The organism is Nostoc sp. CHAB 5836 (assembly GCF_020829445.1).
Lineage (GTDB): Bacteria > Cyanobacteriota > Cyanobacteriia > Cyanobacteriales > Nostocaceae > Nostoc.
In genome coordinates this window covers 1-22,092 of the sequence record NZ_JAIVFV010000116.1, presented here as the reverse complement: position 1 = coordinate 22,092, position 22,092 = coordinate 1, and the positions used below count along the sequence as shown (strand labels likewise).

Annotated in this window: 18 protein-coding genes; 4 read left to right on the top strand and 14 right to left on the bottom strand. The window is 41.1% G+C overall.

The window, feature by feature from the left end:
- Nucleotides 1-584 precede the first annotated feature (584 nt).
- Nucleotides 585-1,241, top strand: a complete 657-nt coding sequence (locus tag LC605_RS21365) for a CGNR zinc finger domain-containing protein (protein WP_229549538.1) — start codon at nucleotides 585-587, stop codon at nucleotides 1,239-1,241.
- An 88-nt stretch (nucleotides 1,242-1,329) separates the two neighbouring features.
- Here LC605_RS21365 and LC605_RS21360 read toward each other — a convergent pair whose 3' ends face one another.
- Both LC605_RS21360 and LC605_RS21355 read right to left on the bottom strand, forming a co-directional pair.
- A complete protein-coding gene (locus LC605_RS21360) occupies nucleotides 1,330-1,569 on the bottom strand; it encodes a transposase (protein ID WP_309143274.1) in 240 nt (79 codons plus the stop codon).
- 363 nt (nucleotides 1,570-1,932) lie between these two features.
- Entirely contained in the window at nucleotides 1,933-2,160 is a 228-nt protein-coding gene (locus LC605_RS21355; protein ID WP_229549537.1) for a transposase, read from the bottom strand.
- Between the two features lie 49 nt (nucleotides 2,161-2,209).
- Here LC605_RS21355 and LC605_RS21350 point away from each other — a divergent pair, with 49 nt between their 5' ends.
- On the top strand, nucleotides 2,210-2,419 hold the full coding sequence (locus LC605_RS21350) for a transposase (RefSeq protein ID WP_229549536.1): 210 nt from the start codon (nucleotides 2,210-2,212) through the stop codon (nucleotides 2,417-2,419).
- Nucleotides 2,420-2,446: 27 nt separating this feature from the next.
- Nucleotides 2,447-3,169, top strand: a complete 723-nt coding sequence (locus LC605_RS21345) for a hypothetical protein (protein ID WP_229549535.1) — start codon at nucleotides 2,447-2,449, stop codon at nucleotides 3,167-3,169.
- Here LC605_RS21345 and LC605_RS21340 read toward each other — a convergent pair.
- The 12 genes from LC605_RS21340 to LC605_RS21285 form a co-directional block, all read right to left on the bottom strand.
- Nucleotides 3,114-3,446 carry a hypothetical protein gene (locus LC605_RS21340; protein ID WP_229549534.1) on the bottom strand — a complete coding sequence of 111 codons (333 nt, stop codon included), beginning with the start codon at nucleotides 3,444-3,446 and terminating at the stop codon, nucleotides 3,114-3,116. The two genes, LC605_RS21345 and LC605_RS21340, sit on opposite strands and share 56 nt — an antisense overlap.
- Nucleotides 3,447-4,362: 916 nt before the next feature.
- Nucleotides 4,363-4,875 (bottom strand): heme-binding protein, encoded by a 513-nt coding sequence (locus LC605_RS21335; protein WP_229549533.1) that lies wholly within the window; start codon nucleotides 4,873-4,875, stop codon nucleotides 4,363-4,365.
- Nucleotides 4,876-5,256: 381 nt separating this feature from the next.
- The gene (locus LC605_RS21330) at nucleotides 5,257-6,309 is read right to left on the bottom strand and encodes a phenylacetate--CoA ligase family protein (RefSeq protein ID WP_229549532.1); all 1,053 of its coding nucleotides are present in this window, start codon (nucleotides 6,307-6,309) and stop codon (nucleotides 5,257-5,259) included.
- Between the two features lie 1,238 nt (nucleotides 6,310-7,547).
- On the bottom strand, nucleotides 7,548-8,573 hold the full coding sequence (locus tag LC605_RS21325) for a WD40 repeat domain-containing protein (RefSeq protein ID WP_229549530.1): 1,026 nt from the start codon (nucleotides 8,571-8,573) through the stop codon (nucleotides 7,548-7,550).
- Nucleotides 8,574-9,455: 882 nt separating this feature from the next.
- Nucleotides 9,456-10,004: a ferric reductase-like transmembrane domain-containing protein gene (locus LC605_RS21320; RefSeq protein ID WP_229549528.1), complete on the bottom strand. Its 549-nt coding sequence runs from the start codon at nucleotides 10,002-10,004 to the stop codon at nucleotides 9,456-9,458.
- A 541-nt stretch (nucleotides 10,005-10,545) separates the two neighbouring features.
- Nucleotides 10,546-12,252 (bottom strand): NAD(P)/FAD-dependent oxidoreductase, encoded by a 1,707-nt coding sequence (locus tag LC605_RS21315; protein ID WP_229549527.1) that lies wholly within the window; start codon nucleotides 12,250-12,252, stop codon nucleotides 10,546-10,548.
- A 130-nt stretch (nucleotides 12,253-12,382) separates the two neighbouring features.
- Nucleotides 12,383-13,555, bottom strand: coding sequence for an MFS transporter (locus LC605_RS21310; protein ID WP_229549526.1), 1,173 nt, complete (start codon nucleotides 13,553-13,555; stop codon nucleotides 12,383-12,385).
- A 69-nt stretch (nucleotides 13,556-13,624) separates the two neighbouring features.
- Nucleotides 13,625-15,265, bottom strand: a complete 1,641-nt coding sequence (locus LC605_RS21305; protein ID WP_229549525.1) for an AMP-binding protein — start codon at nucleotides 15,263-15,265, stop codon at nucleotides 13,625-13,627.
- 10 nt (nucleotides 15,266-15,275) lie between these two features.
- Nucleotides 15,276-15,788 carry an iron-containing redox enzyme family protein gene (locus LC605_RS21300; RefSeq protein WP_369010364.1) on the bottom strand — a complete coding sequence of 171 codons (513 nt, stop codon included), beginning with the start codon at nucleotides 15,786-15,788 and terminating at the stop codon, nucleotides 15,276-15,278.
- Between the two features lie 33 nt (nucleotides 15,789-15,821).
- Nucleotides 15,822-16,274, bottom strand: coding sequence for a hypothetical protein (locus LC605_RS21295; RefSeq protein WP_229549523.1), 453 nt, complete (start codon nucleotides 16,272-16,274; stop codon nucleotides 15,822-15,824).
- Nucleotides 16,275-16,810: 536 nt separating this feature from the next.
- Nucleotides 16,811-18,562, bottom strand: a complete 1,752-nt coding sequence (locus tag LC605_RS21290; protein ID WP_229549522.1) for a vanadium-dependent haloperoxidase — start codon at nucleotides 18,560-18,562, stop codon at nucleotides 16,811-16,813.
- A gap of 627 nt (nucleotides 18,563-19,189) precedes the next feature.
- A complete protein-coding gene (locus tag LC605_RS21285; RefSeq protein ID WP_229549521.1) occupies nucleotides 19,190-20,980 on the bottom strand; it encodes a substrate-binding domain-containing protein in 1,791 nt (596 codons plus the stop codon).
- A 326-nt stretch (nucleotides 20,981-21,306) separates the two neighbouring features.
- Here LC605_RS21285 and LC605_RS21280 point away from each other — a divergent pair, with 326 nt between their 5' ends.
- Nucleotides 21,307-21,669 (top strand): hypothetical protein, encoded by a 363-nt coding sequence (locus LC605_RS21280; RefSeq protein WP_229549519.1) that lies wholly within the window; start codon nucleotides 21,307-21,309, stop codon nucleotides 21,667-21,669.
- Nucleotides 21,670-22,092 lie beyond the last annotated feature (423 nt).

Below are 22,092 nucleotides of genomic sequence, written 5' to 3'. Positions count from 1 at the left end.
AAAAGTTCGTTTAATTTGGACACTTATAGAGCCATAAATGCTGTAACTCAATTACCATAAAGGTTACGGCTTATTTGCAGTTAATGTGGTTTGAAAACCATTGTTTGCAGTTTGAAAATTATGTTTGCAGTTTCATTTGCAAATAATGTGGTTTTGAGACCCCCCTTATTTGCAGTTAATGTGGTTTCAAAATCGCCTTGTTTGCGGTTTGAAGCGTTTATGTTTGCAGTTCGCTACATCTAGGCAGAGGAAAAATAGAAATAAGGGACGTTAAAGTTTTGAAAAATTGAACGAGTCAAATTATTGACAATTATTTGGAGATGAAAAAATCCTTCAGATAACTTAGGAACTGTAAAGACTTTTAGCCAAGGTTTAATTAAATTGAATAGCACAAATGGCATTTTTTTTGAACACAATCGAGTACTTCAAACGATGTTGCCTCTGGTTTTAAACTTTTTCTTGCCAAGTTTTTGCACCATTATTTCGCTACAAGGTCAAGATTACAGGATTTCCGCTCTTCTCTAGTAAGTTTTGCCACGCTAGGATTATTTCTAATAAGTCCAATTCTTATCGAGGCGTTTTCAATGGTCAAACTGGGTCCAGAACCATTTTTCATAGCAGGTCACCTGGCATTGGACTTTCTGAACAGCATAGCTGCGCCACAGGGAGAGTCAATTGAGTGGCTTTCCAGTGGCTCGGACTTACTTGACTGGCTAAAAAGTGCCAGAATGCTCGACTTTGAGATCGCGCAACGCTTCCAAACTGAGAATAGTTCTAATACACTCGACGCAGTTGCGAAAGAAGTACGTCACTTAAGGGAATGGCTGCGTGGGTTTATCACCCGCCATGCAGGGCACCGGATCAACCTGTCCGTGCTTGCAGAACTGGAGCCGTTAAACTGCCTTTTAGAGCAGGATCAAGCTTTCCAGCAGATTGAGGCGGCCAGTTCGGAGCAGGAGGCAGCAAGTGCATTAGTCTGCAAAAAACATCGCCACTTGAAGCAGCCTGAGCAGTTGCGACAGATCATTGCCGACGAAATTGTCAACTGCGTTTGTAATGTTGATTTTAGACTGATCCGCCGCTGCGAGAACCCAACCTGCACGCTCTGGTTCTATGATACAACAAAGAGTCACGCCCGCCGGTGGTGTAGCATGTCCTTATGTGGTAATCGCGCTAAAGCGGCTGCATATAGAATACGAGCGAAGCAAGTAATGGACACATTCGATGAGCGAACATTCTAAGATTATTTGTTTGATATTACTGAATTTTCGTTCTGGGTGATGGCGTGGCAACTTTACTATCACTAATTTTCTAGAGCGGTAAAACTTGCTAGAGGATTTTCGTCATCATTTGGGGATAAACTTTTTCTAACTCCTCTCTCAAATACTCAAGGTGATAACCGTGGTCTAGCAGAATGGTGATTTTGGGAATATTGACGGGCTTCGACTGGAAATAACCAATGTTTTTAGTCAACATCTCAATCAAACCCTTATCATCAGATACATTTGCTTTGGTGCAATGAGTAAAGAAGGAAAACCCCAGGGTATCAACGGCTAGATGCCTCTTAATCGAATGGCACTAAGAAAAGCGCAAATGTATTATTTACAAGGGTTTCATCACTTTGGAAAAACGTAGGCTAATGAAGCAGCGATCGCAAACTGAAAGTTGCAGATTATTCTGATTCCCGACCTTAAAACTATTAGTTTCCTAAACCCCTTACCAGGCAAATATTTCAGCTTTTCTTAGTGCCATTCGCCTCTTAATCCCATTCGTCGATTTGTAGAAACAATATCCTTTCGATTCAACACTAGCATTACAAGTGTTTTTCACCGCTTGGGAGTCAATTATGATCAACGTCGTCCATTTGGGTTTTTTTTTACTTGCTCACGCACTTGAGAATGTAAGATACCCATTAGTTTGTCGATCGCTCCTTCAGCCCGCCACTGCTTGTAATGCCAATATACGGTTGAGTAGGGGGGCAAGTCCGAATGGCAAGTCTTCCCAATTACAGCCATTCTTCAGTTGATAGAAGATGCCATCCAAGAGTTCTCTTTTTGTCCAATTCGAGGGTCTGGTCTGCTTCTTAGGCGGCAATATCTGAGGCAGTAGGGGTTCAAGGATTTCCCACTCTTCGTCTGTTAGGCTGCTAGAGTACGGCATGACTGCTGGATACGGCTTTTGCGGTAACTGTACTTCAAGATAGTAAAAGATGTCAAATGGGTTCTATACAGGGGTTTCAGATGAGGAGGCAATGGAAGCAATTGAAATGGATAGACGATGGCAGTTAGTTTTAGATTGTCTTGATTGTGAGCAACCACCTTTTGGGAAAGGAACACTGGTGAGATTTCGTGCGCTTTTAATGTCAAAGTCGTTTGACCGACGGTTAATTGAAAAAACGATTTGTATGGCACAAAAATAAGGAGATTATAACTCGCGTTCGTTAAAAGTGGCGCTAGATTCAAGTCCGCTATGGGGAGCGGCAAGAGTTGAAGATACGTACAACTTGTTGGGTCATGCACTACGAAAAACATTAGAAGTTATAGCCCAGAATTATCAACAAGATTTGGCAGATGTGGCTGCAAGTGCAGGGGCAGAAATCGTCACTGGAAGTAGCCTCAAAGCAGCTTTGGATTTAGATTGGGATGACCCAGAATCTTGCAGTCTTGCCCTATCTACAATATTGCAAGCATTAAACTCAGTTGAGTCTTGGGTAGAGCAAAAAACTGATTTGGACTTTAAAACAAAGAATCAGGTAAACAAGAGTCTCAAAGATGCAAGGCAAATTGAAACACAAGATGTGGAGGATGCATCGGATGGTTCCCCAAAGCTTCCCTGCAGGACGCTACGCGAACGTAAAGCAGTGGCGAAGGATAGACGTATTTCCATCGAAGATGAGGATATGCGTCATGGGCGTAAAAGCCGCAGTCAAAAATTTGATGGCTACAAACGTCATGTTCTCAAAGACTTAGAATTACAAATGGTCAGGGCTGTTGGTGTCACCAGGGCAAACACATCAGAAGCATCTGTAACTATAGACATTGAGTCTGATTTAAATGCCCAACAAATAACTCTTGAAAACATCGAAGAATTGCAAATCGACCGTGCATATTTGGTTAACCATTGGGTGAAAGAGCGCATCCCAAATATGATTCAGAGAACACTGTTATGAACCGTTGGTATAATGCAGCTTTCGTGTTCGGTAATTTACCTTGCCGTAGTTGCCAGGAGTAACAGGTATCTCGGCTCAATACCTTATAACCACTACCATGAAATGCAATTACGATTGTCATCACTTCTGATAAATGCATTCTTGAGTAACTGCGACGCTCCCCCTTGGTGGATGGTAACTGTGGTACTTGTTGCCACAAGTTCTCCCACTGGTTACAAAAATCATCTACGTCACAGAAGATTTGTTCTATATCCAGGCGAGATACAATGGTAGACATAGCCGAGACCCTCATTTTTCTTAGATATTTTTAGTCTCGGCGTTTTTTTGTGCCTTTTTTACTCATTCTCAATCAATCTTAGCGATCGCACTTTGTCTATCCAGTTAAGCAAATTCTTACCTATCACTTCAAGGTACTCGCCACCATTTAATTAACTTTATTCCCAAATTATTAGCAGCAACTTCAACAAAACGTCTCCAAATTTATCGCACTTTGCTAAAAGTTATTGCTCACAAGGCTGTTCTCGGCCGTCCTGCTAGAAATGAACCACGAGTCCGTAAACGCCGCCCCAAAATTTACCCCTTGATGACAAAACTCAGGCATGAATTACGCTCTTCAATTGCGAACTGCTTAAACTGCAAGTGTTTCAGCTTTTCTTAGTGCCATTCGTTATGGGCCTAATTGGTAAGGGAGGTAACGGTTTAATATTACACAGTGCCTTAGCGATAGAACCTGAGAATGGCCAATCCCTTGGGTTATTATGGCAAAAACTTTGGGATCAAGAGCCAAAGTGGCTAAAACAATTTTGGGTATCGCGCCTAAATGTCAGATACTGCCAATCAAACTAATGACTCGGTGCGGGTCTCTAAGAAATTTAAAACGTATTGATTCCGTTTTTGATTGGATTATAGACCACAAGGCTGAATTTGGTATTAATATCATTGGCGCTTAGATTTAAACTCCTTGTCTATTTTGGAATTGATTTACTCCTCCAAACTGTTCGCTTTACTTTTCTTTAGAAACAGCCTCTGAAAGCTTCAAAATTCCTAACATCTGAAAACAGGTTTTTATACCACAAGCAATATTCATCCACAAACTTGAGGGTTTTAATGGGTGAACGAGGCTTTACTATGCTCTGTGTCTTTGTTCTAGGTTTTGTACATTATTATACTACCGCGATAGTGACACAAGAGGGCTATTTGGGAAGCTTCTTTAAAATCTTCGTAACGCCTGCCTGTGCGCAAACCTCATCCTTCTCGCCACCAGGCGCACCCCCAACGCCAATAGCCCCAACGATTTGGCCTTTGGCTTTGATAGCAATGCTTCCTGGCAACGAAATGATATTCGGTATGGTTAAAAAGGATAAAGCGTTGGGATTGGTTTTTAAAAAGGCAGCGAACTGAGTACCAGTCTCTAAGTTAAATATCGGTCCCATTGTTACGGCGGTGTAGGCCTTGCGGAATGCAGTATCCTTCGTATGCACTACGCTATGGTCACCTTTGAGATGGACCTTAATAAGTCCTGATGGATCAACAACGACCACAGATACTTTATAACCTGAGACTTCGCAAGACCGCACAGCTTCCCTCGCTGCTTCAATTGCAAGATCAAGCGTTAAAGCATAGCTTCCGTTTCCCACTTGTGCCTGGGTTGGTAAAGCAATGAGCATTCCGAAAAGTGTTATGGCAGAACTGAGTATTTTATTCATGTAGTTTTTCTAAACGTAAAATGAGTTTGCGAATAGCAGTGATTACTCTTTTAATATTTCAAGAGCTTTGGTGGTATAAATATACACCAGAAAGGTTACAATCCTTCTGCCCCAAATTTTCAGGCGTGAGCAGACGAGGCATTTATCGATTTACTCATGTGTTTAAAGTTCTATCGTAGATAACGAAGGAAACCAAACGGTCACTACCAGTAGTTGCAAAGAATGGCTCCTAGTTTTACGCAAAATGCTTGAGTATACAGCACTTCCGGCAGCTATGAGGTACATCCTAAAAGCTGAAAGCGATGATAGGAGAGGGGCAAGGAGAAAACTATATTGCATAATAGCCGGAAGCGCTGTATTATTAGCTATCAATCTACATTCTTATTTAGCAACGCCCCGGCAAACATCTCGAAAGCGTGGGCTGCTTAAGCCACAGTCACATTTCCCGCTGAGAAACATTGCTTCGTCTCCATTGGCCAAGCGAAAAAACTGGGAGCCTTCATGTGGTCCTAACCCATTATTTAAGTCAGAGGTTAGCAGCCGAGTGGCAACAATACGTCCGCGTTGACCTGGTGATACTGGAAAGCCCTCTCGATCAATAACTTCAACAAAAACATGCCCAAGTATGAGATGAAATTCGTCAGGATTGATCTGACAAGAAACAGCAAGGATACCAAATTCTGAAGATCCATAAAAGTTAGTTATTGAGATAACCCCTTGCTGATAAGCAATTTCACGAATCTTCTTTGTAAATAGGCTGCTTGAACCAAGCCACCATCGAAGGTTACATTGAGAAAAAAAATCAGGTTGATACTGCAAGAGATCTTCGACTGTTCGACCGCTTTTCTTTAATCCCGAACGTTGTGTAAGTATAAGGGTGTTGCACCTGAATGTTTTTATCTGAGTCAGAGTAGAATCCTCATCATCAGCCAGGTAGTGCCGAGGAATGCAAATACCATTCAGCAACCGAATCGCATCATCGTAAGCCGGGGCAGCAGTGTGCCCTTGGTGGTAGCCATTAAATGCAACGATGTTTGTAATTGGTCTGTGGATTTCCAAGAGGCGAGCTAGTGTTTCAGTCATAGCTCGCCAATCTGAACGCGTCCAAAAGGCAGAAGTGGGGCTTCCAGTCGTGCCGCTAGTACTCCGACAGATGTAGAGGTTAGCTCGGCTCGATTGTGGTACAAGTTCCCAAGGAGAAAGATTGCGCAGTTCTTCTTTAGAGAGAGGAGGCAAATATGCAAAGTCTTTAAGGCTATTAATCTTTTCGGGAGCAATCCCAGCTTCTTTTAAACGCCTATTCCAGAAAGGAACCTGACTACATGCGAATCTTAGCTGGTTTTGCACTGCTATCGTGGTCAGTAATTCCTGTTGATCTGGTAAGCACTTATCAATTTGAGCATCACGTAAGCTAAGTGAATACAAATTCATCATAAGAATGTTTGAATTAGGATATTGTTACTAACAGATGTAAAAAAATTGGCGTCGCATGGTGTTTCGTAATTAGACCTCTTGCATAATTATTTTGTAGTATGATAAAGGGTTTGAGAAAAAATCCATATCAGAATCTATACAGAGAATTTTTGTTACCTCATTGGGATGTCTGATAGAGATAGAAAGCAAATTTTTAAAGCCCTCCATTGTACCATAATTTATTTGGGTGCGGCTCTTTTGAAAAGACGCTTTTTGTCTGTCCATAAAGCCTAAAGTTATTGTGGAGCAGTAATTACAGGCTTTAAGCATTTTCAAAATACTCCGTTCAAATTTCAAAAATAGAAACATAACTTTTTTGTAGCATCATATTACACCCTAAAAGCCTGTTTTTAGGTTTGATTTATCTGTGATCGCTTAATTTTACGTATTTGCCTAGAGAGTAGAAAATTAGATATAGAGCAGATTAGAACCATGTAATATAAATGTAGTTTATTGTCTTCCTAAAAGAGCCGCACCCAATTTATTTTTGCAAGAGGTCTATTGAAGTAGAAATTACGCGATCACTTCAAGCTTGCAGGCGGGTAGTGGTTGCAGCACCACAGAACCCTCTTTAAAGTCGAGGTAAGTAAATATTCTAAAAAAGCAATGGTTGACTTAGGAATTACCGAGCCATATAATTTTCCTAAAAACTCTTGGTTTTCATAATTGAATGTTTCATTATAAATCTTTCCTTTCCGTTGATTGAGCATTGGTATTGCAGTTCATTCATCGGTTTTACCCTATGCATAACCGCAGATATCTCCTCATAATAAATGACATTCATCTTCGATGAATACTACCATCTTTCCAGATATTATCTGTTTGAAGTAACAATAAATTCGCCAATTTACGAGGATGAGATGATGATACTTTAACCATTAACTCCCATTTCTTTGAGGGTTGGTAAAAACAATTAATCCTAAAAATTCCTTTAAGGTTTTCCACAAGGTTTTTTTACGTATTGACAGCAGGATAAGGATTTCAGATTCAAAATTACATTTTCCTCAAACCGCTTATATATGCTTAATTTTACCATTTTTGCCAAAATTTATATAGGCTCTTATTTTGGCAAAGTATTGAAGTGATTATCCCATTTTTTCTCATTTTTGCGAATATGAGTTGATGTACACCTTGGATATCGTATGGCGAACAATTGAATTAATACTTCAATTATACAACGCTAAATGATAATCACATTGTTAGGGTGAAGGCACTTGCCAAATCTTGATAGTTTCATCTGCACTGCCACTAACAAGCTTATGACCGAAAGGATTGAAAGCAACAGACCAAACTGCTTTATTATGTCCTCTAAAAATGCCTATTAATCGCCTATCGTGGGAATTCCACAGCCTAATCGTACGATCGTAACTGCCACTGGCAATCTGTCTGCCATTAGGACTGAAAGCAACAGACCAAACTGCTTTACTATGTCCTACAAGAGTACCAAGTAATTGACCATTCTGAGGATTCCACAACTTGATCGTATGGTCATGACTGCCACTAGCAAGCTGCTTGCCACTAGGACTGAAAGCAACAGACCAAACGGCCCTATGGTGCGCGGCTAAGGAAATTTTTAATTTGCCCGTTTTCAACTGCCATATCATAATTTTTCCGTTATCAGTGCCGCTAGCTATAAGCTTTCCATCCGGGCTGATAGCAACAGATCTAACTCCGTCTTTTTGATTCAAAGTGTTGATCACCTCCCCAGTCTGTACATTCCAAAGCTTGATTTTCTTATCCCAACTGCCACTAACTAAAACTTTCATGTCTGGCGTGAAAGCAGCAGACTCTACATCGTCTGCATGTCCTGATAAAGTACGAATTAGTTTGCCAGTTTCTAGATCCCACAATTTAATCCGACGATCCCAGCTGCTACTAACAAAAATATGCCCATCAGGACTGATGGCAAGGGATTTAACTGCATTGGCATGACCATGAATAGTATAAAATAATTTATCGGTTTGCAGATTCCAAATCTTAATTATGCCATCATAACTACCGCTAGCTAAAGTTTTACCATCTGGGCTAATGGCAATTGTATAAATCCATGCTGAGTGCCCTTGAAGGGTTTTAATAGATTGAGTAACAAATAGTGATTGAGAGGCTGATGTGAATGAGGTTGGTTGTAAAAGCGTTTTAGTTTGATGAACGAACAAAACAACAATTCCTACTATGGTGATTACTAATATTGTTAAAACTTTGTAAAAAAATATTTTTAACATCATATAGAAATTTGATTTGGTTTTTGAAAAAAAGATACGATAAAATACGGAGGTAAATATTTATTTATCTAACATTGAACATAATAAATCAGCATTACAAGCTAAGATGTTGTTTGAAAAGGGTCGTTTGAGATGATAATTAGTACATTTAGGCATCTGAATATAGGGCTAAAACCTTGATTTCTCATTGCAGTTGAGGCTAATTATCAGGGCAAAATTATACCTTACCAAACTTTTCAAACATCCTCTTAGAGCTGATTCGTAAAGAAAATCTTAAGGGTACTCAACTCGTAACTAAGTCTAAGTTTCAGCTATCCCTCTCCTAAGAAACAAGGCAGGAGGCAGGAGGCAGGAGGCAGAAGGCAGAAGGCAGAAGGCAGAAGGCAGAAGGCAGAAGGCAGAAGGGAAGAGGATTTGACTTGTTTCTTCCATCCATAACGGAAGCGAGCGCCTCCGTAAACAGCTTCTGTCACTCTCCGAAAACATTTACCATTTCTGAATTCTAGAGCTTCTGTATAGCAAGCGATCACGCGATTCTTTTCTAATAACAAATACAAAAACGATTTTTTTTCTAATAGTATAGCTTGTATTGATTGTCTCATGAGGTTTCTAGCGATTGCCCTGCCGGAAAGTGACAGATGAGGGATAATAAGTGCTTTATTGACTTAAATTCATGAAACTCTTGCTAGACAAGTACTTTACTTGAGTTTACAAATTAGCTCTTAGGATAACAGAACTACAAAAAAAATATTGATGATCGCTCAGATGCGCATGAAGTAAAAAGCGTTAGCAGTAAAGCTAGTTGAGCAAGAATATGGTTTCGGTATTTTTGTGATTTGATTCCAACATTTTTTCATTTAAATATTATTCATTGCTTTCTTTTCTTTAATTATTTAATTTAGTTATTTTACGTTTATTTTTTGTTGTTGTATCTTGGTATATAATCCATAGCCGGATAAGAAATAAAATTGTTATTCCAGTAATAATAGCAATTCCAATAGGTGTTAAATATGTCCAATGTCCCGACATTTTATCCAAAATATGCCAAATTAACAAAAATATAGCAAAGTAAGTCATTTGATGCAATTTCTTCCAGTTTCTCTTCAGTTTCTTAATACTCCAATTATTAGAGGTAATAGCCAAAAGTGAAAAAATAGTAAGAGTGGTAATTCCTTGTATATAGATCCAAAACGTCTTTAAATCTAAAAAATCCAAGTTTCTTTTTTTTACTAATAGGAAACTATGTCCCAAGGCAAAAAAAAAGGCTATAATTCCTATGGAACGGCGGTATTTTAGTAAAAATTGAGGAATACCAGTTTCTTTTGTATGAGGAAAAACGATTTTAAGATTTGTGGGTATTAATGTAATAACATAAGTCATTAATGATATAAATCCCAAAATATTAACCGATAATGGCATATCCATTGTTAACATGGCAAATCTCTAATTTTCGTAGGTTTTGTCAAAGCAGTTTTATGTCGTTATCGAGCAGGCATCTCCTGGCGTGTACCAGCACAATTCGGGGATTTTAGGTTGATTCGCATCCGCTTCAGTCGATGGTCAAAAACTATTTCGTTTGAAGGCAGGTGTTTCAGTAGTTGGCAGATGATGCCGACAATGAATATGCGATGATTGATTCCACAATTGTCCCTGCCCATCAACACAGTGTAGGTGCAAAGAGGAGATTGAGTACCAAGATTCATGCTGTGGTGGATGCGTTAGGCAATCCACTCAACTTCTACTTGAGACCTGGGCAGGGTAAACGCATCTAAAGTACTCTGGATCGCAACTAAATGAAAAACCAACGAAGAAATCAGGATTTATCGCTTAATTCACTTTCCACGATTCAATGCGATCTCTAAAATCTTTGTCAATAAGCAGAGATTAATGAGATTATTTAGGAGTTTATTCTCAACAGACTAGTCTTATTGACATGATGCGCCTGCCCTGCCTGGGCAAGCCTGTGACCTGGATTTTATATAGCTTGCTTATTAACTGTATCTACGAGGAATTTTCTGATCTCATTTAGGCGAGGATCGTTGATGGATTCCTCGTAGCGGTTCTTGAATTTGGTAAGATTTTCCTCCCCAGGTCCGGGGAAAAGCTTCTCTTTCACTTCTTTGGGAGATTTAAAATATCCCCACGTAACCAGGTTTAACCAATGCTCAAAGTCATACTGACCGCTATGTTTTACCTCTGGTTTATCAAGATTAAAGACAGGTGGTAAGAAATCTGCCTCTTTGAACAGCTTGAATAACTGAGTTGTTGCATTCGACTCAGAAATTTCTTCAGCTTCGACTGCATCGATAATTTTTACTGCCGCGCCAAAAAATTCCTGATAGGCGTCAATGGATGGACAAAATGTACCAACATGGGGAAGGTGTAATTCTCTGAGAATTTCTGGATCTTTGAACTGGCGGTATCTCTTATGTACAGCCTCCATGTGAAGACGGCTAAGACTGACTGATGCATACCAGACTCGTACCCAAGCGTTCCAGAGATCATAATTGCGCCAGGAGATGTAAGAGCCTCGCACTATTGCATCAACGTTATCTAGCGTACATTGTTGTAACTGATCGATTCGCTCGAAGCGCTCCTCAGAGAAGTCACCGTCGTTTATCGCTCTTAAAAGCTCCTCAGCCAAGGGTAAAAGGGCAGTCATGGTTGATGCCAGTCCTCGGGAGTACAGTGGACCAAGTGCCCCTGCGGCGTGGGATGTGAGGCAATAGCGATAACCGATAGTCCGCTTGCTAGAATACTGCACGCGATCTCCAGTAGAAACCCAGTTACGCACCGACTTCGCAGATTCAAATTGTCTTGCCATGCTCGGAAAGCGGGCAATGAAGTCTTGGAATTCTTTCTCTGGCGGAATGTTCTGATTTGGAAATTTTCGCGAATCGAGCTGTAGTCCGACACTAACCAAAGCATTCTCCGGCTCTGGGCCATTGTTAAATGGAATCACCCACATCCAACCACTATCAAAACAGTGATGTAACGTCCCTTGAGACCACTTTCTGGGTACATTGTAAATTCCCTCCGGCATGCAATCTTCAAAAGGCTTGACATTAATCATGTGGGTGAAAATGCTACGCGAATTCGTCTTGAATCGAGAAGGCGTTTCCCGCAATCCGAATTTGTTCGCTACAACTGAACGATAACCTGTGCCATCAACAATGTATTGAGCCTCAAACTTCTCTCCTTGTTCGCTTTCCAAGGAAACACCTTCTTCGGAAAAATAGATATTGGCGATTCGTGTATTCTCACGAACTGTTGCGCCGTAATTTTTGGCAACATTGATGAGATAAGAATCTACATCCTGTCGGAAGTAGTGAACTTCTGGACCGTCAAAAGCATCTGGGATAACCACTTGATAGACTTCATTTGGGTTCTGTTCCTGACCTTCACGATGATATACAAAGCCAAAATTGCGCTTGATTCCACAACTAGATGTTACATTGTGTCTTGTTTCAACAAACCCAGAGATATTATTGATTTCAGGGATATCGAAGCGTTCGCTAAGGATTTTCAGTAGTTTTGTTGTATCGGGGACGGTTGATTCACCAATGGCGAATCTTGGGTGTTGTGCTGCATCAATGATTAATACACGAGCATTATTCTTAGCAAGAATCATACCCAGAATCGCGCCAGACATCCCTGAGCCTAATATAACAACATCAAACATTTTGCTTTCTCCTTGTATAAGTTGGTAAGTCTTGATTAGCGTTGTAAATTTCACGCTCACTCTTATGAGACATTTCCTCTCGTTGTGTTTGTCTGATTAAACACTACTTTTGTAACGTAGTTGGAACATCTTATTCCTGGGATGGAACTGAAATTGAACACTTGTACCCTCTAAAGAAAATAGCCAAGGACACTGCAAGCATTGATAATCCGACTAAGCAAACTCCATTCCATTGCAGCCAACTCCAGCCATAGATACCGAGAATAGACCCTAGCGATCCACCCATGAAATTGGACACCATATAGACCGTATTCAAACGACTTTGGGCTTCTGGTAACAGGCTATAAATGCGTGCTTGATTCGACACAAGAGTGGATTGTGCTCCTAAGTCCAACAAAATGACTCCGATCGCAAGCCCCCACAGATGAAGCCCAAAAAACCAAAGCACAAGAAACGCCAAAAGCGTAATCGTCACACCTAATCCCACCGTCAGACGAGGACTTTTTTTATCTGCAATTTTTCCGATAACAGGGGCAGTAGCAGACCCAACTATGCCTACCAAGCCGAACATACCTGCTACTTGGCTACCATAGTGATAGGGCGACTGTTCTAGCAAAAATGCGAGAGTACTCCAAAAGGCACTAAATGCTCCAAATGAGAGGAATCCAATCATCGAAGCTTCCCGTAATACAGGCTGAGAGCGAATTAATCCTAATAAAGAGTGTATCAATTTTTGGTAAGACAGCTTTAGCGATGGCTGACTTTTGGGCAGCAATTTTAAGACTATAACTGCAAGGAAAGTTATTAGCCCGCCTGCGATCCAGTACATTGCTCGCCAACCTAATGTTTCTCCAATCCACCCGCTTACAGTTCGTGCTAAGAGGATGCCGATAAATAAACCGCTCATCACGTTTCCCACAACTTCTCCTCGCTCTCCTGGTTTAGCAAGATGGGCGGCAAATGGAAGGATTAGTTGAGGCACAATCGTGGTGATACCAATCGCTAGGCTTGCACTAGCAAGCCAGACTATGCTTGGGGACACAGCCGCAGTTACCAAAGCACAGGCTGTTGCAGCCAACATGGTCACAATCAGTCTTCGACGTTCGATCATATCTCCCAATGGAACAAACAGGAGTATTCCTAGGGCATAGCCGATTTGTGTGAGCATCGGGATAAAACCTACCTGCAGAGCGGAAGCATTAAAACTTCGTCCCATCTCTGCAAGTAGCGGTTGGTTGTAGTACAAGTTTGCTACGGCGATTCCGGCGGTAATTGCCATAACCCAAATTGTATTACGTTTCATACTTTGTGCTTCTCATAGGACTGCTCTTCACTCTTTGCCTTTCGCCAAAAGTTGTATTGTAGAATTTGTTTAGGAATGCTCTAGACTACTGCGGGAAATGGCAATTCTTGCGGCATTTGCCATTAACAAATCCTTACGAACCTTACCAGTTACTGTTTTGGGTAAGTCAGTAAAGCAAATTATATGGGGCTGCTTGTATGGAGCTAGTTCATTACTGCAAAACTCCAACAAGTTCTCCTCTGTAATCAAAGTCTTGTCTAATGCTTCTACAAATGCCATTAAAATTGGGGAATTTTTCAGCTTGTCATCTACTGATATTCCAATCACTGCCGCTTCACGTACCTGTTGATGTCGGCACAAAAACCTCTCAATTTCGAGTGAGGATATGTTCTCCCAACCATAGTCCGTTTCTACATAAATCAAGTCTTTAATCCGGTCTCGAATTTCTAGGTAACCATCTGAATGAACAACTGCCATATCTTCAGTGTGGAACCACCCACCGCGAAATGCTTTTTCAGTTGCCTCAGAATTCTTATAGTAACCCAGCGTAACTGTATTCCCTGCCATTACAACTTCACCTAATGTCTGCCCATCGCTAGGAACATCCTTCATTTCCTTGTCCACCACGCGTAAGCCTGTACCTGCATGAATCGTTGTCATACCTTGACGTGCAAGATGTGTAGCACGAAGATCGGGCGGCAAATTCTCCCACTCATCTTGCTCTTCGCACACTACATAAGGTCCGTAGGTTTCATTCAAACCATACTGATGTACAACACGCACACCCTTCTCTTCCAAAGACTGAATCAGTGTAGGTGATGGAGCTGCACCGCCAGTAGTGATGGTAAGTCCTTTAAAGGCTTGTTTGTCCTCTGATGCCTCTATTAATAACCGTAAAAAACGTGGTGCACCACACAAATGGGTAATGCTATGTTTGTACAGCATACTGATTAGTTCTGCTTGTTTTCCTCTGTCGTTGTGTGAAATAACAACCTGTACTGCACCTACTGCTGCATTAGCCCATATATGACCCCAGCCATTGACATGAAACATTGGCAACATCCACAAGTATTTTGATGCCTTATTTAGTCCCATCATCAGCACTTGGCCAATTGCATTTAGGTACGCCCCCCGGTAGGTGCAGATCGCACCTTTTGGATGCCCGGTTGTACCAGAGGTAAAGTTAATTGCTATGGGGTCTAATTCCTCAGAGACAATTTGATCTAGAATCCAACTCCCATCCTCTGCTGCTAGGCAAGTTTCATAGTCAAGTACTCCAGGATGTGACTCTTGGTTGAGGCTATTGAAGATAATTATGTGTTGCAGGTTCGTGAGAGAAGTACGAATTTCAGATGGTATCTTATGGGCAAAGTGAGCATCTAAAATTAGAATTTTTGCTTCACAATGACCAAGCATATACACAAGGTCAGTAGTTGTCAACCAAGGGTTGAGCATTACTAAAATAGCGCCTATTGCTGGAATGCCAAAGTTGGCTTCTATAACCTCTGAGCTATTCTCTGCCAATACTGCAACCCGATCTCCATAATTGACCTGTAGCCGATTCAATGCCTGTGCTAAGCAGCGTGAGCGATGCAGCATCTCGCCATAAGTAATTACATTCTTGGAGCAAATGACTGCTTTTTTGTCAGGAAATACCTGGCCATTGCGTTCCAAGAATGTAGTAGGGTTCAAGCTTTTATAGAAATGCATTTGATGTATCTCAAGATTTTTTAACTTGCTGCTGAGAGCGCCGTGAAAGAATGCCTTTGAGAATACCGTCATACACCCCAGCTCGGGCTTCTAACATACGCATTGCACCGTCGAAGATTTTTTGAAAGTCTTCATCTGTGCGTATGTATGGTAATCCAGCATTGAACCAGCCTTCACCGTGTTCTTCATCAAGTTCGCAGTGTACAACAAAAAACTTCACCATTTCCTCGCTTAATCCGCGCCTACGCAAGTGTGCTAGAACTCGGCGTTGCTGCAGTGGAATTGCTAGTTCTAAGGCACCCATACCTCCCATACCATAATGCAAACCGTCTGCAAACCAACAGATATTAATTTTGGTATTTAATAAGTGGCAAGTTTCCGGGTTAATGTCGTCTTCACGAGGTCTACCGAAGGAATTCATCAATGGCTCAAACAAATTGGGGTGTGCCTGGGAAAAATTACCCTGACCAAATTCATCGTACAGATTGTGGTAGAGTTCCTCTCGCATCTCAAAGGGTACAATTAGACTGTAAGCAGCAACGTGCAGGTGGAATCGCTACATGTTGACTCGGTAATTTGCCAGAAAATAGCGTATTTCCTCGGAATTTAAATCGTCGTTGTCAAACAGAACAAATAATGGATGGTGGTTTACTCTGTGAGTGCTAATGCGCTCTTTTAGCCACGGCATGAACACTTCTAAGTTCTTCAGTTTGCTGGAGATATGCTCCTGCTGTTGGTACTGTCTCTCGATCCGTTCAATGGTGTCACGTATTACCCATTCACTTAATGAATACGACGTGCCTAGTCTATAACCATTCTGCATTAGGCGTAAATTCATATCGAATAGCATGAACTGAAGTTCTCTCCAATCCGTACTATTTTTGTTCTTAAATGCTTTGTGGGCAAATACCTCTACTGCTCTTATAAGGTTCTCTAAATCTTCAGCCTGAAATAATTCTGTAAAGGAGACTTTGGTTTCTAAATTGTCCAATGTTGTTAATGTCGTCATCTTTCTATTCCTTACGATTTATCTTTAACTTATCGGGTTTAACCGATTTTTTTATGCAAAGTTTTATTCAAAATAACAATAATTTTGACAAAAACAAAAGTAACTATGCACAAAAATAGAAGCTGATATTTTTAGTATCAAATCGGGTTATATCTCTTTCCTATTTAATAAATGAAATAAACATAACCCGATTTTGTCACTTTGAGAGAAATGCAATATAAAGTGTTACAGGACTTTAATTTCGACTTTATTATCTAAAAATTTTAGTTTCTCTTAGAAAATAAAGTCTGAAACATTGATGAGATAAAAGTCTCAAATTTGGTTGGGATTATTGTTTTCCAAAAGTGAAAGAAGAGGGTTAATCAGCCCTTTAAAGGTGGTAACATTTGGAACGAAGATTGATTATTTCAACCTTTAAAAAGCCCAAAATCTGAGCAGAGGATTCAAGAGGGTAGCACTGAAACAACGTATCTTCATTGATCACCTTGAAAGGGCTAGTCCTATTTAATTTAGCAGTAGACTCTTAGTTTGGTATACTAGAATAAGCTGCTCACTAAGTCTGCTACCTGACCACCTAAAAAAACAGTGGGATAAATGGTGAGGTTCGGATCTACACCACCTAATGTTGGTATCTGGGTGATTGCAGACGATGAAAGATGAACTCCTCCATAGATTCGGCTTGCAGCATTATCCTCTATTGCCTCCAGAATAGTGTTGTATGAACGAGACACACCGGGTAAATCTTGCGAAACGAGAGTTAAAGGTGTGTTGTTGCCGAAGAAGTTAATCAAAACTTGACCTGCTGCATTACCATATGCAGCATGTCCCGAGTAGTAGTCTGGAAACGCTGGAGTTAAGGGAAAATCGCCGTACTCTTCAGGCTTGAAATCTACCAGCAGTGGTTTCCAGTCAACATCTTGAACTACGTCTGATTTGTCTATTGGTAATTCTTGCCGGATTGAGGTAATCGGTCGCAATTGGTTATACGTATACTTGGCATCCCATGTAAGGATAGCTGCATCAGCTTCCGCAATGTTTAGTTGGGCAAACAAGAGGGCATTTTCCTCTAACGTATTACCCTTTTCCAAGGCGAGCTCTTGTGCAATCTCGTTCCACTGACCCGCAGGTTTAAAAGTGTCCGGGCGATCAAGAGACCAGAATAAAGCAGATTCAGTTTGGTCAGCAGTGCGAACAATTTTAGTTGCATTAGTATTATCGAGACCGCCATGTTGCCGGACAAAATTTGTCTCGTCCACGAACTGTTTGCTACCAAATTCTACCGGACCAGTCAGGTTGAACTGTTGCAGGCGAGGAATTGGATCATCTCCTGCTCGACGAGCGGGTATATTGTGTGAAAAGGGAGTAACTAGACCCCACCCTGGCGATACTGGTTTTCCAAAATCCGGGGGAGTTAGTCGCCATTCACCTGGGTTAGATCCTTCTTTAAAAGGTACCTGCCCTGCTTGAGCAGAACCGTCATTACTTCGTAATTTTAATATTTGCTCAGCGACAGTTCTTCCTAAAGCAAGACCCTTACGCTCTGCTCTACCGTCCGGTATTTGCGCTAAAGACCTGCTCAGCTGTTCGTCGAATGTAGCTTTTTGATCGGGATATATATTGACCAGGGCTGTATAAGCTGCTCCAGCAACTGCAGCCTCAAGCGATGCACCCACAACCCGAGAATCGCAGGCATCAAAGTTTACATAAAGAGACTTATGACTTTGGGTAATCGCGTTAACAGCATCATAGATTGCTGCATGAACAATTGCCTGATTGCGTGAAACTAATGTAGGACCAGTTCCAATCCGACGTTCTATAATCGCACCATATTCATCACGCAAAACCTTTCCCGCAGCTACTGTGGCATTCAAAGTCGTTGCATTCCAAACAATAACAGGATCGCCAGTAGAAATGAATTGACTGGCTACTTTGTTTTTCTCACTAGCTTTATGAGAGGTGGTGCTTGGACTAATTTCAGCTATTAGATAATAGGCTCCTGGTGCTACAACACTTGGATTCTGCAAATCAGAGCTAGTAAAGTCTACAGTAACTTTTTGAGACTGACCCGGATTCAATTTAACATTTGGGATGCGTAAAGTACCCAATAACTCATCTGTACCCTCGAGAGGATCTCTAGAGGTGAATGAACCATTTGAGAGTTTAATTATCTTTTTCGGAGTGTTGAGGCGGCTTTTATCAAGGATTGCGTCGGGTGATGCATAGATATTGAGACTTAAAGAAGATCCTTGATATTTTGCTGTATCTCTATTAGTGATAACAAGACTCACTAGCCCCTGTTTATCAGGAAGGATTGTAGGTGCCTGAGAGACACTATCAAACCTAATATCGATATCTGCCTGATTTTTTAACATAAATCTCTGTTACTTTTTTCTATCGGTTTACACAGACTAAAAGATGAATTGATGCCAAGTTGCGTTTAAAGATGGGCTTCTGAATCTACCTTGCAGGGTAGGTATTGAGCCAAGATCCGCGCTTAAACGGAAATTAAGGCTGGAAAAGCTTGTCATCTTTAGGTTTCAGCTTGTTGACTCTCTTCTGTTTTACCCAAACATAAGGAGGCTACAATTTGATACATATAGGACTCCGATTTGATTTTTGAAAACATGCTGAGACGAATGGCACTAAGAAAAACCTAAAGGCTTGTGTGACCTCGTTCCCAGTCTTAAGACTGAGAATGTATTCCGAGAGGCTCTGACTCTTATCAGGAAAGAGGAAGTGGAGCTTCCCAATATCTATGGGTTAAGAGACTGTAGGATCTTAATCTGAAATCCTGTTCGGAAATCAGACAGGAGTCTTATAATTACTAATTAGTACAATTTGAACTATCTCAAATACCAACGAAGTGAAAGTTGGTAATAGTAGACAAGACAACATTTGCCCTAATTTGGTAAATATCATCTGCCATGCCATGACCAGGATTTTCGGATATTATTACAGCTATCTGAAGATCCCGAAGGCGGAAGATAACCAACACTTTGTGCGTAATCTCTACTAGAATTTGCAATGTACAAACACACCACTCTGGCGTGATCTGCTTGTGTCCGAGTGCGGTAGGAAGTACGAAAAACGACGTAGTTCTGAGCAGATGCAGAAAACGGCTTTCCTGACCTATTCTTGATAATAAGGGGGAGTCCTGCATTTCTAGCTATGACATCTTCAGCATAGCCGATTGCCCCGGGAGTCTTCGCAACTGTACTAACTATACCTCCGGCAAAACCCTTTAGATTATCAGAGTTAAAAACAAGAGGATTAGGAGGTGGAACAGGAATATCATTCGCTGGATTGGGATTAAGGAGATCAACGTTCCCACTACTATCTACCAAGGAGAACCCACAGACAGGCTTAGTAAATCCGTTGTTAATAGTAATGCTGAGACCGCTAGGATCGCCAGGATAAACGCGTCTAACAGGTAGATCGGGACCACCTACTTCACTCCAGTTAGAGATGGTTCCACTAATTAAACCACAAACTTGCTTTGAATTAAGCTGACCATTAAAACCAGGTACGTTATAAGGAAATGCAACAGCAAAGTCGAGATTATTTATACGTACTACGCGTTTACCATCAGGATAAAAGTCAAAGATAGATTGGTTGGGAGCCACCGCAGTTGACACAAAGTCAATGTCAACCGGACCAGAGCCCAAATCGGCCGTTCCAGCATTGAAAGCAGCACGGCCTGTACCACTACCGTTCACAGTGAAGCTAGCACCTCGCTCTCTGAAGAATTTGTTATTTAGGGGGGTTGTAGCGCCTGCACCAACACCATTGATTGAAGGAGTAAAAGTAATACCTCTAGGATTAGTCAAGGTACTAGTAGCGCTAGAAGCGAACACACCCAGAAAAGACCCATTCCTGCCGTCATAACGTAGGACAGAGTTAGTATCGAGACTACCAACGAACAGATCATTATTTGGTCCCCCAAATTCTACTGCTCTGGGGTTTTTCAAACCGCCGCTACCAGAGGGAACAAAAACACCAATAAATTTCCCAGTTTTGCCATGATACCGTAGAACACTGCTAGTGGCTGAACTACCGACATAAAAGTTGTTATCCGACCCTAATGCTATACCTACCGGTGCTTTCAACCCCCCACTGCCGGAGGGGATAAAGGCATCAATAAATTTCCCAGTTTTCCTATCGTAACGTAAAACACTATTAGTCCCCGAACTAGCGACATATACATTCGCATCTGGACCAAAATTTATGATAAAAGGGTCAGACAGACCCCCACTACCTGGTAGTACAAAAGTATCAATGAATTCCCCGGTCTTACCGTTGTAACGTAGAATGCTGTTAGTAGCTGCGTCACCAACATAGCAGTTGCCATCGGGACCAAAGGTTACTGCTCTAGGATTAGTCAGTCCACCACTGTGGGCTGGTACGAAAGCATCAATAAATTGTCCAGTTATACCGTTGTAGCGAAGCACCTCGCCAGTATTAAAACTACTAACGTAAAAGTTACCATCTGGTCCATACCTCGAACCAAAAGGTGATTGCAGACCGCCACTACCTCTAGTTGCAAATGCACCAAGAAATTGTCCTGTTGTTTCATCAAATCGCAACACTTCATTTGTTGCCAAACTGCTTACTAACACATCAGCTAGTACTGTAGAAGCACTCAAGCTGCCGAGTGAGGCTGCTATCAGTACTACCAGAGAAATATTGGACTTAAATCTCTTCACCATATCAATAGTTACTCTCTCATTAAGGTTGAATCAGTCAATACCTTCGCCATTGTTCGCATCTTTGCAACTATTACAGTTACTTCAAAATTAGTAGAAGTATTGAATCTCGGAACTCATTAGCTTATTGCTTGAGACTCTTCGTGTATTAGAAGATGTTTTCAAAAAAACTGTAACATCTGTAACACCAAAAGTCAACTAATTAAATACTATATTTTTTTGTTCAAAAGCGGGTTAAAAATAGCCAAACTTTTGTTGAAATTACTCGTTTTAGTAAAGTCCCGTTCTTATCTCCCTTAGTTGATAAAGTAATTCATGTCATTACTCGCATGAGAAAAGATGCTGTTGCCTGGGATAAGAGAATTGAAAATGAATCAAAGAAGTCTTTAATTTTAGATGGGAAATGGAAACTGGCACATCTACTTCAAGAGTTCAAACCTCAGTCACTGTCAGTCAACATTTATGGTAAACCTACTCAAATCGAAGCTGTAGAGCGAGAAGTTTATATTCGTGGATTTCAACCAAAAGTCAAAGTAGTGGTAGTGAAAGGAGCTAAAGAACCAATTATTTTATTGTCAACTGATATCACTTTAACTGCTATTCAAATTATTGAAATTTATGGCTCGTTCCCAATCGCCCTGGCAGAAGTGAAGCACGAGTTCGCAAATGCTGCCCGAAAGCTTATCCCCTAATGACGAAACCCCGGCATGAATTACGCAAGCAATTACAAAGCACTTAAACCACAAGTATTTCGGCTTTTATTAGTGCCATTAGGGTCTGAGCAAGAAGAGGAAGAACCACAAGATTGAATCCCCAAATTATTCGCGATTAACCATCGTGAATAAAGCCTTTATTTTCTAACAGGAACTTAAATGTATAGGCAAAACCGGGATATTTAAGCTCTGAAAGGCTTTCAGCGATTGGTCAATAACCTCCACAAGAAAGCTCAGGCTTTTGGTTTTGAACTTATTCCTCAACCCTCAGCAAAGAATGGCACTAAGAAAAGCTGAAACGCTTGTGGTTTAAGCCGTTTGCAAAAGATTTTGTAATTCGTGCCGAGGTTTGGTCATTAAGGGGTAAGCTTTGGGGCGACGTTTGCGGACTCGTGGTTCACT

Bases quoted from the DNA above. Each gene is read 5' to 3' on its own strand.
- LC605_RS21365 (WP_229549538.1), top strand. From the start codon at position 585: ATGGTCAAACTGGGTCCAGAACCATTTTTCATAGCAGGTCACCTGGCA.
- LC605_RS21355 (WP_229549537.1), bottom strand. From the start codon at position 2,160: ATGCCGTACTCTAGCAGCCTAACAGACGAAGAGTGGGAAATCCTTGAA.
- LC605_RS21350 (WP_229549536.1), top strand. From the start codon at position 2,210: ATGTCAAATGGGTTCTATACAGGGGTTTCAGATGAGGAGGCAATGGAA.
- LC605_RS21340 (WP_229549534.1), bottom strand. From the start codon at position 3,446: ATGTCTACCATTGTATCTCGCCTGGATATAGAACAAATCTTCTGTGAC.
- LC605_RS21335 (WP_229549533.1), bottom strand. From the start codon at position 4,875: ATGAATAAAATACTCAGTTCTGCCATAACACTTTTCGGAATGCTCATT.
- LC605_RS21330 (WP_229549532.1), bottom strand. From the start codon at position 6,309: ATGATGAATTTGTATTCACTTAGCTTACGTGATGCTCAAATTGATAAG.
- LC605_RS21325 (WP_229549530.1), bottom strand. From the start codon at position 8,573: ATGATGTTAAAAATATTTTTTTACAAAGTTTTAACAATATTAGTAATC.
- LC605_RS21320 (WP_229549528.1), bottom strand. From the start codon at position 10,004: ATGTTAACAATGGATATGCCATTATCGGTTAATATTTTGGGATTTATA.
- LC605_RS21315 (WP_229549527.1), bottom strand. From the start codon at position 12,252: ATGTTTGATGTTGTTATATTAGGCTCAGGGATGTCTGGCGCGATTCTG.
- LC605_RS21310 (WP_229549526.1), bottom strand. From the start codon at position 13,555: ATGAAACGTAATACAATTTGGGTTATGGCAATTACCGCCGGAATCGCC.
- LC605_RS21305 (WP_229549525.1), bottom strand. From the start codon at position 15,265: ATGCATTTCTATAAAAGCTTGAACCCTACTACATTCTTGGAACGCAAT.
- LC605_RS21295 (WP_229549523.1), bottom strand. From the start codon at position 16,274: ATGACGACATTAACAACATTGGACAATTTAGAAACCAAAGTCTCCTTT.
- LC605_RS21285 (WP_229549521.1), bottom strand. From the start codon at position 20,980: ATGGTGAAGAGATTTAAGTCCAATATTTCTCTGGTAGTACTGATAGCA.
- LC605_RS21280 (WP_229549519.1), top strand. From the start codon at position 21,307: ATGAGAAAAGATGCTGTTGCCTGGGATAAGAGAATTGAAAATGAATCA.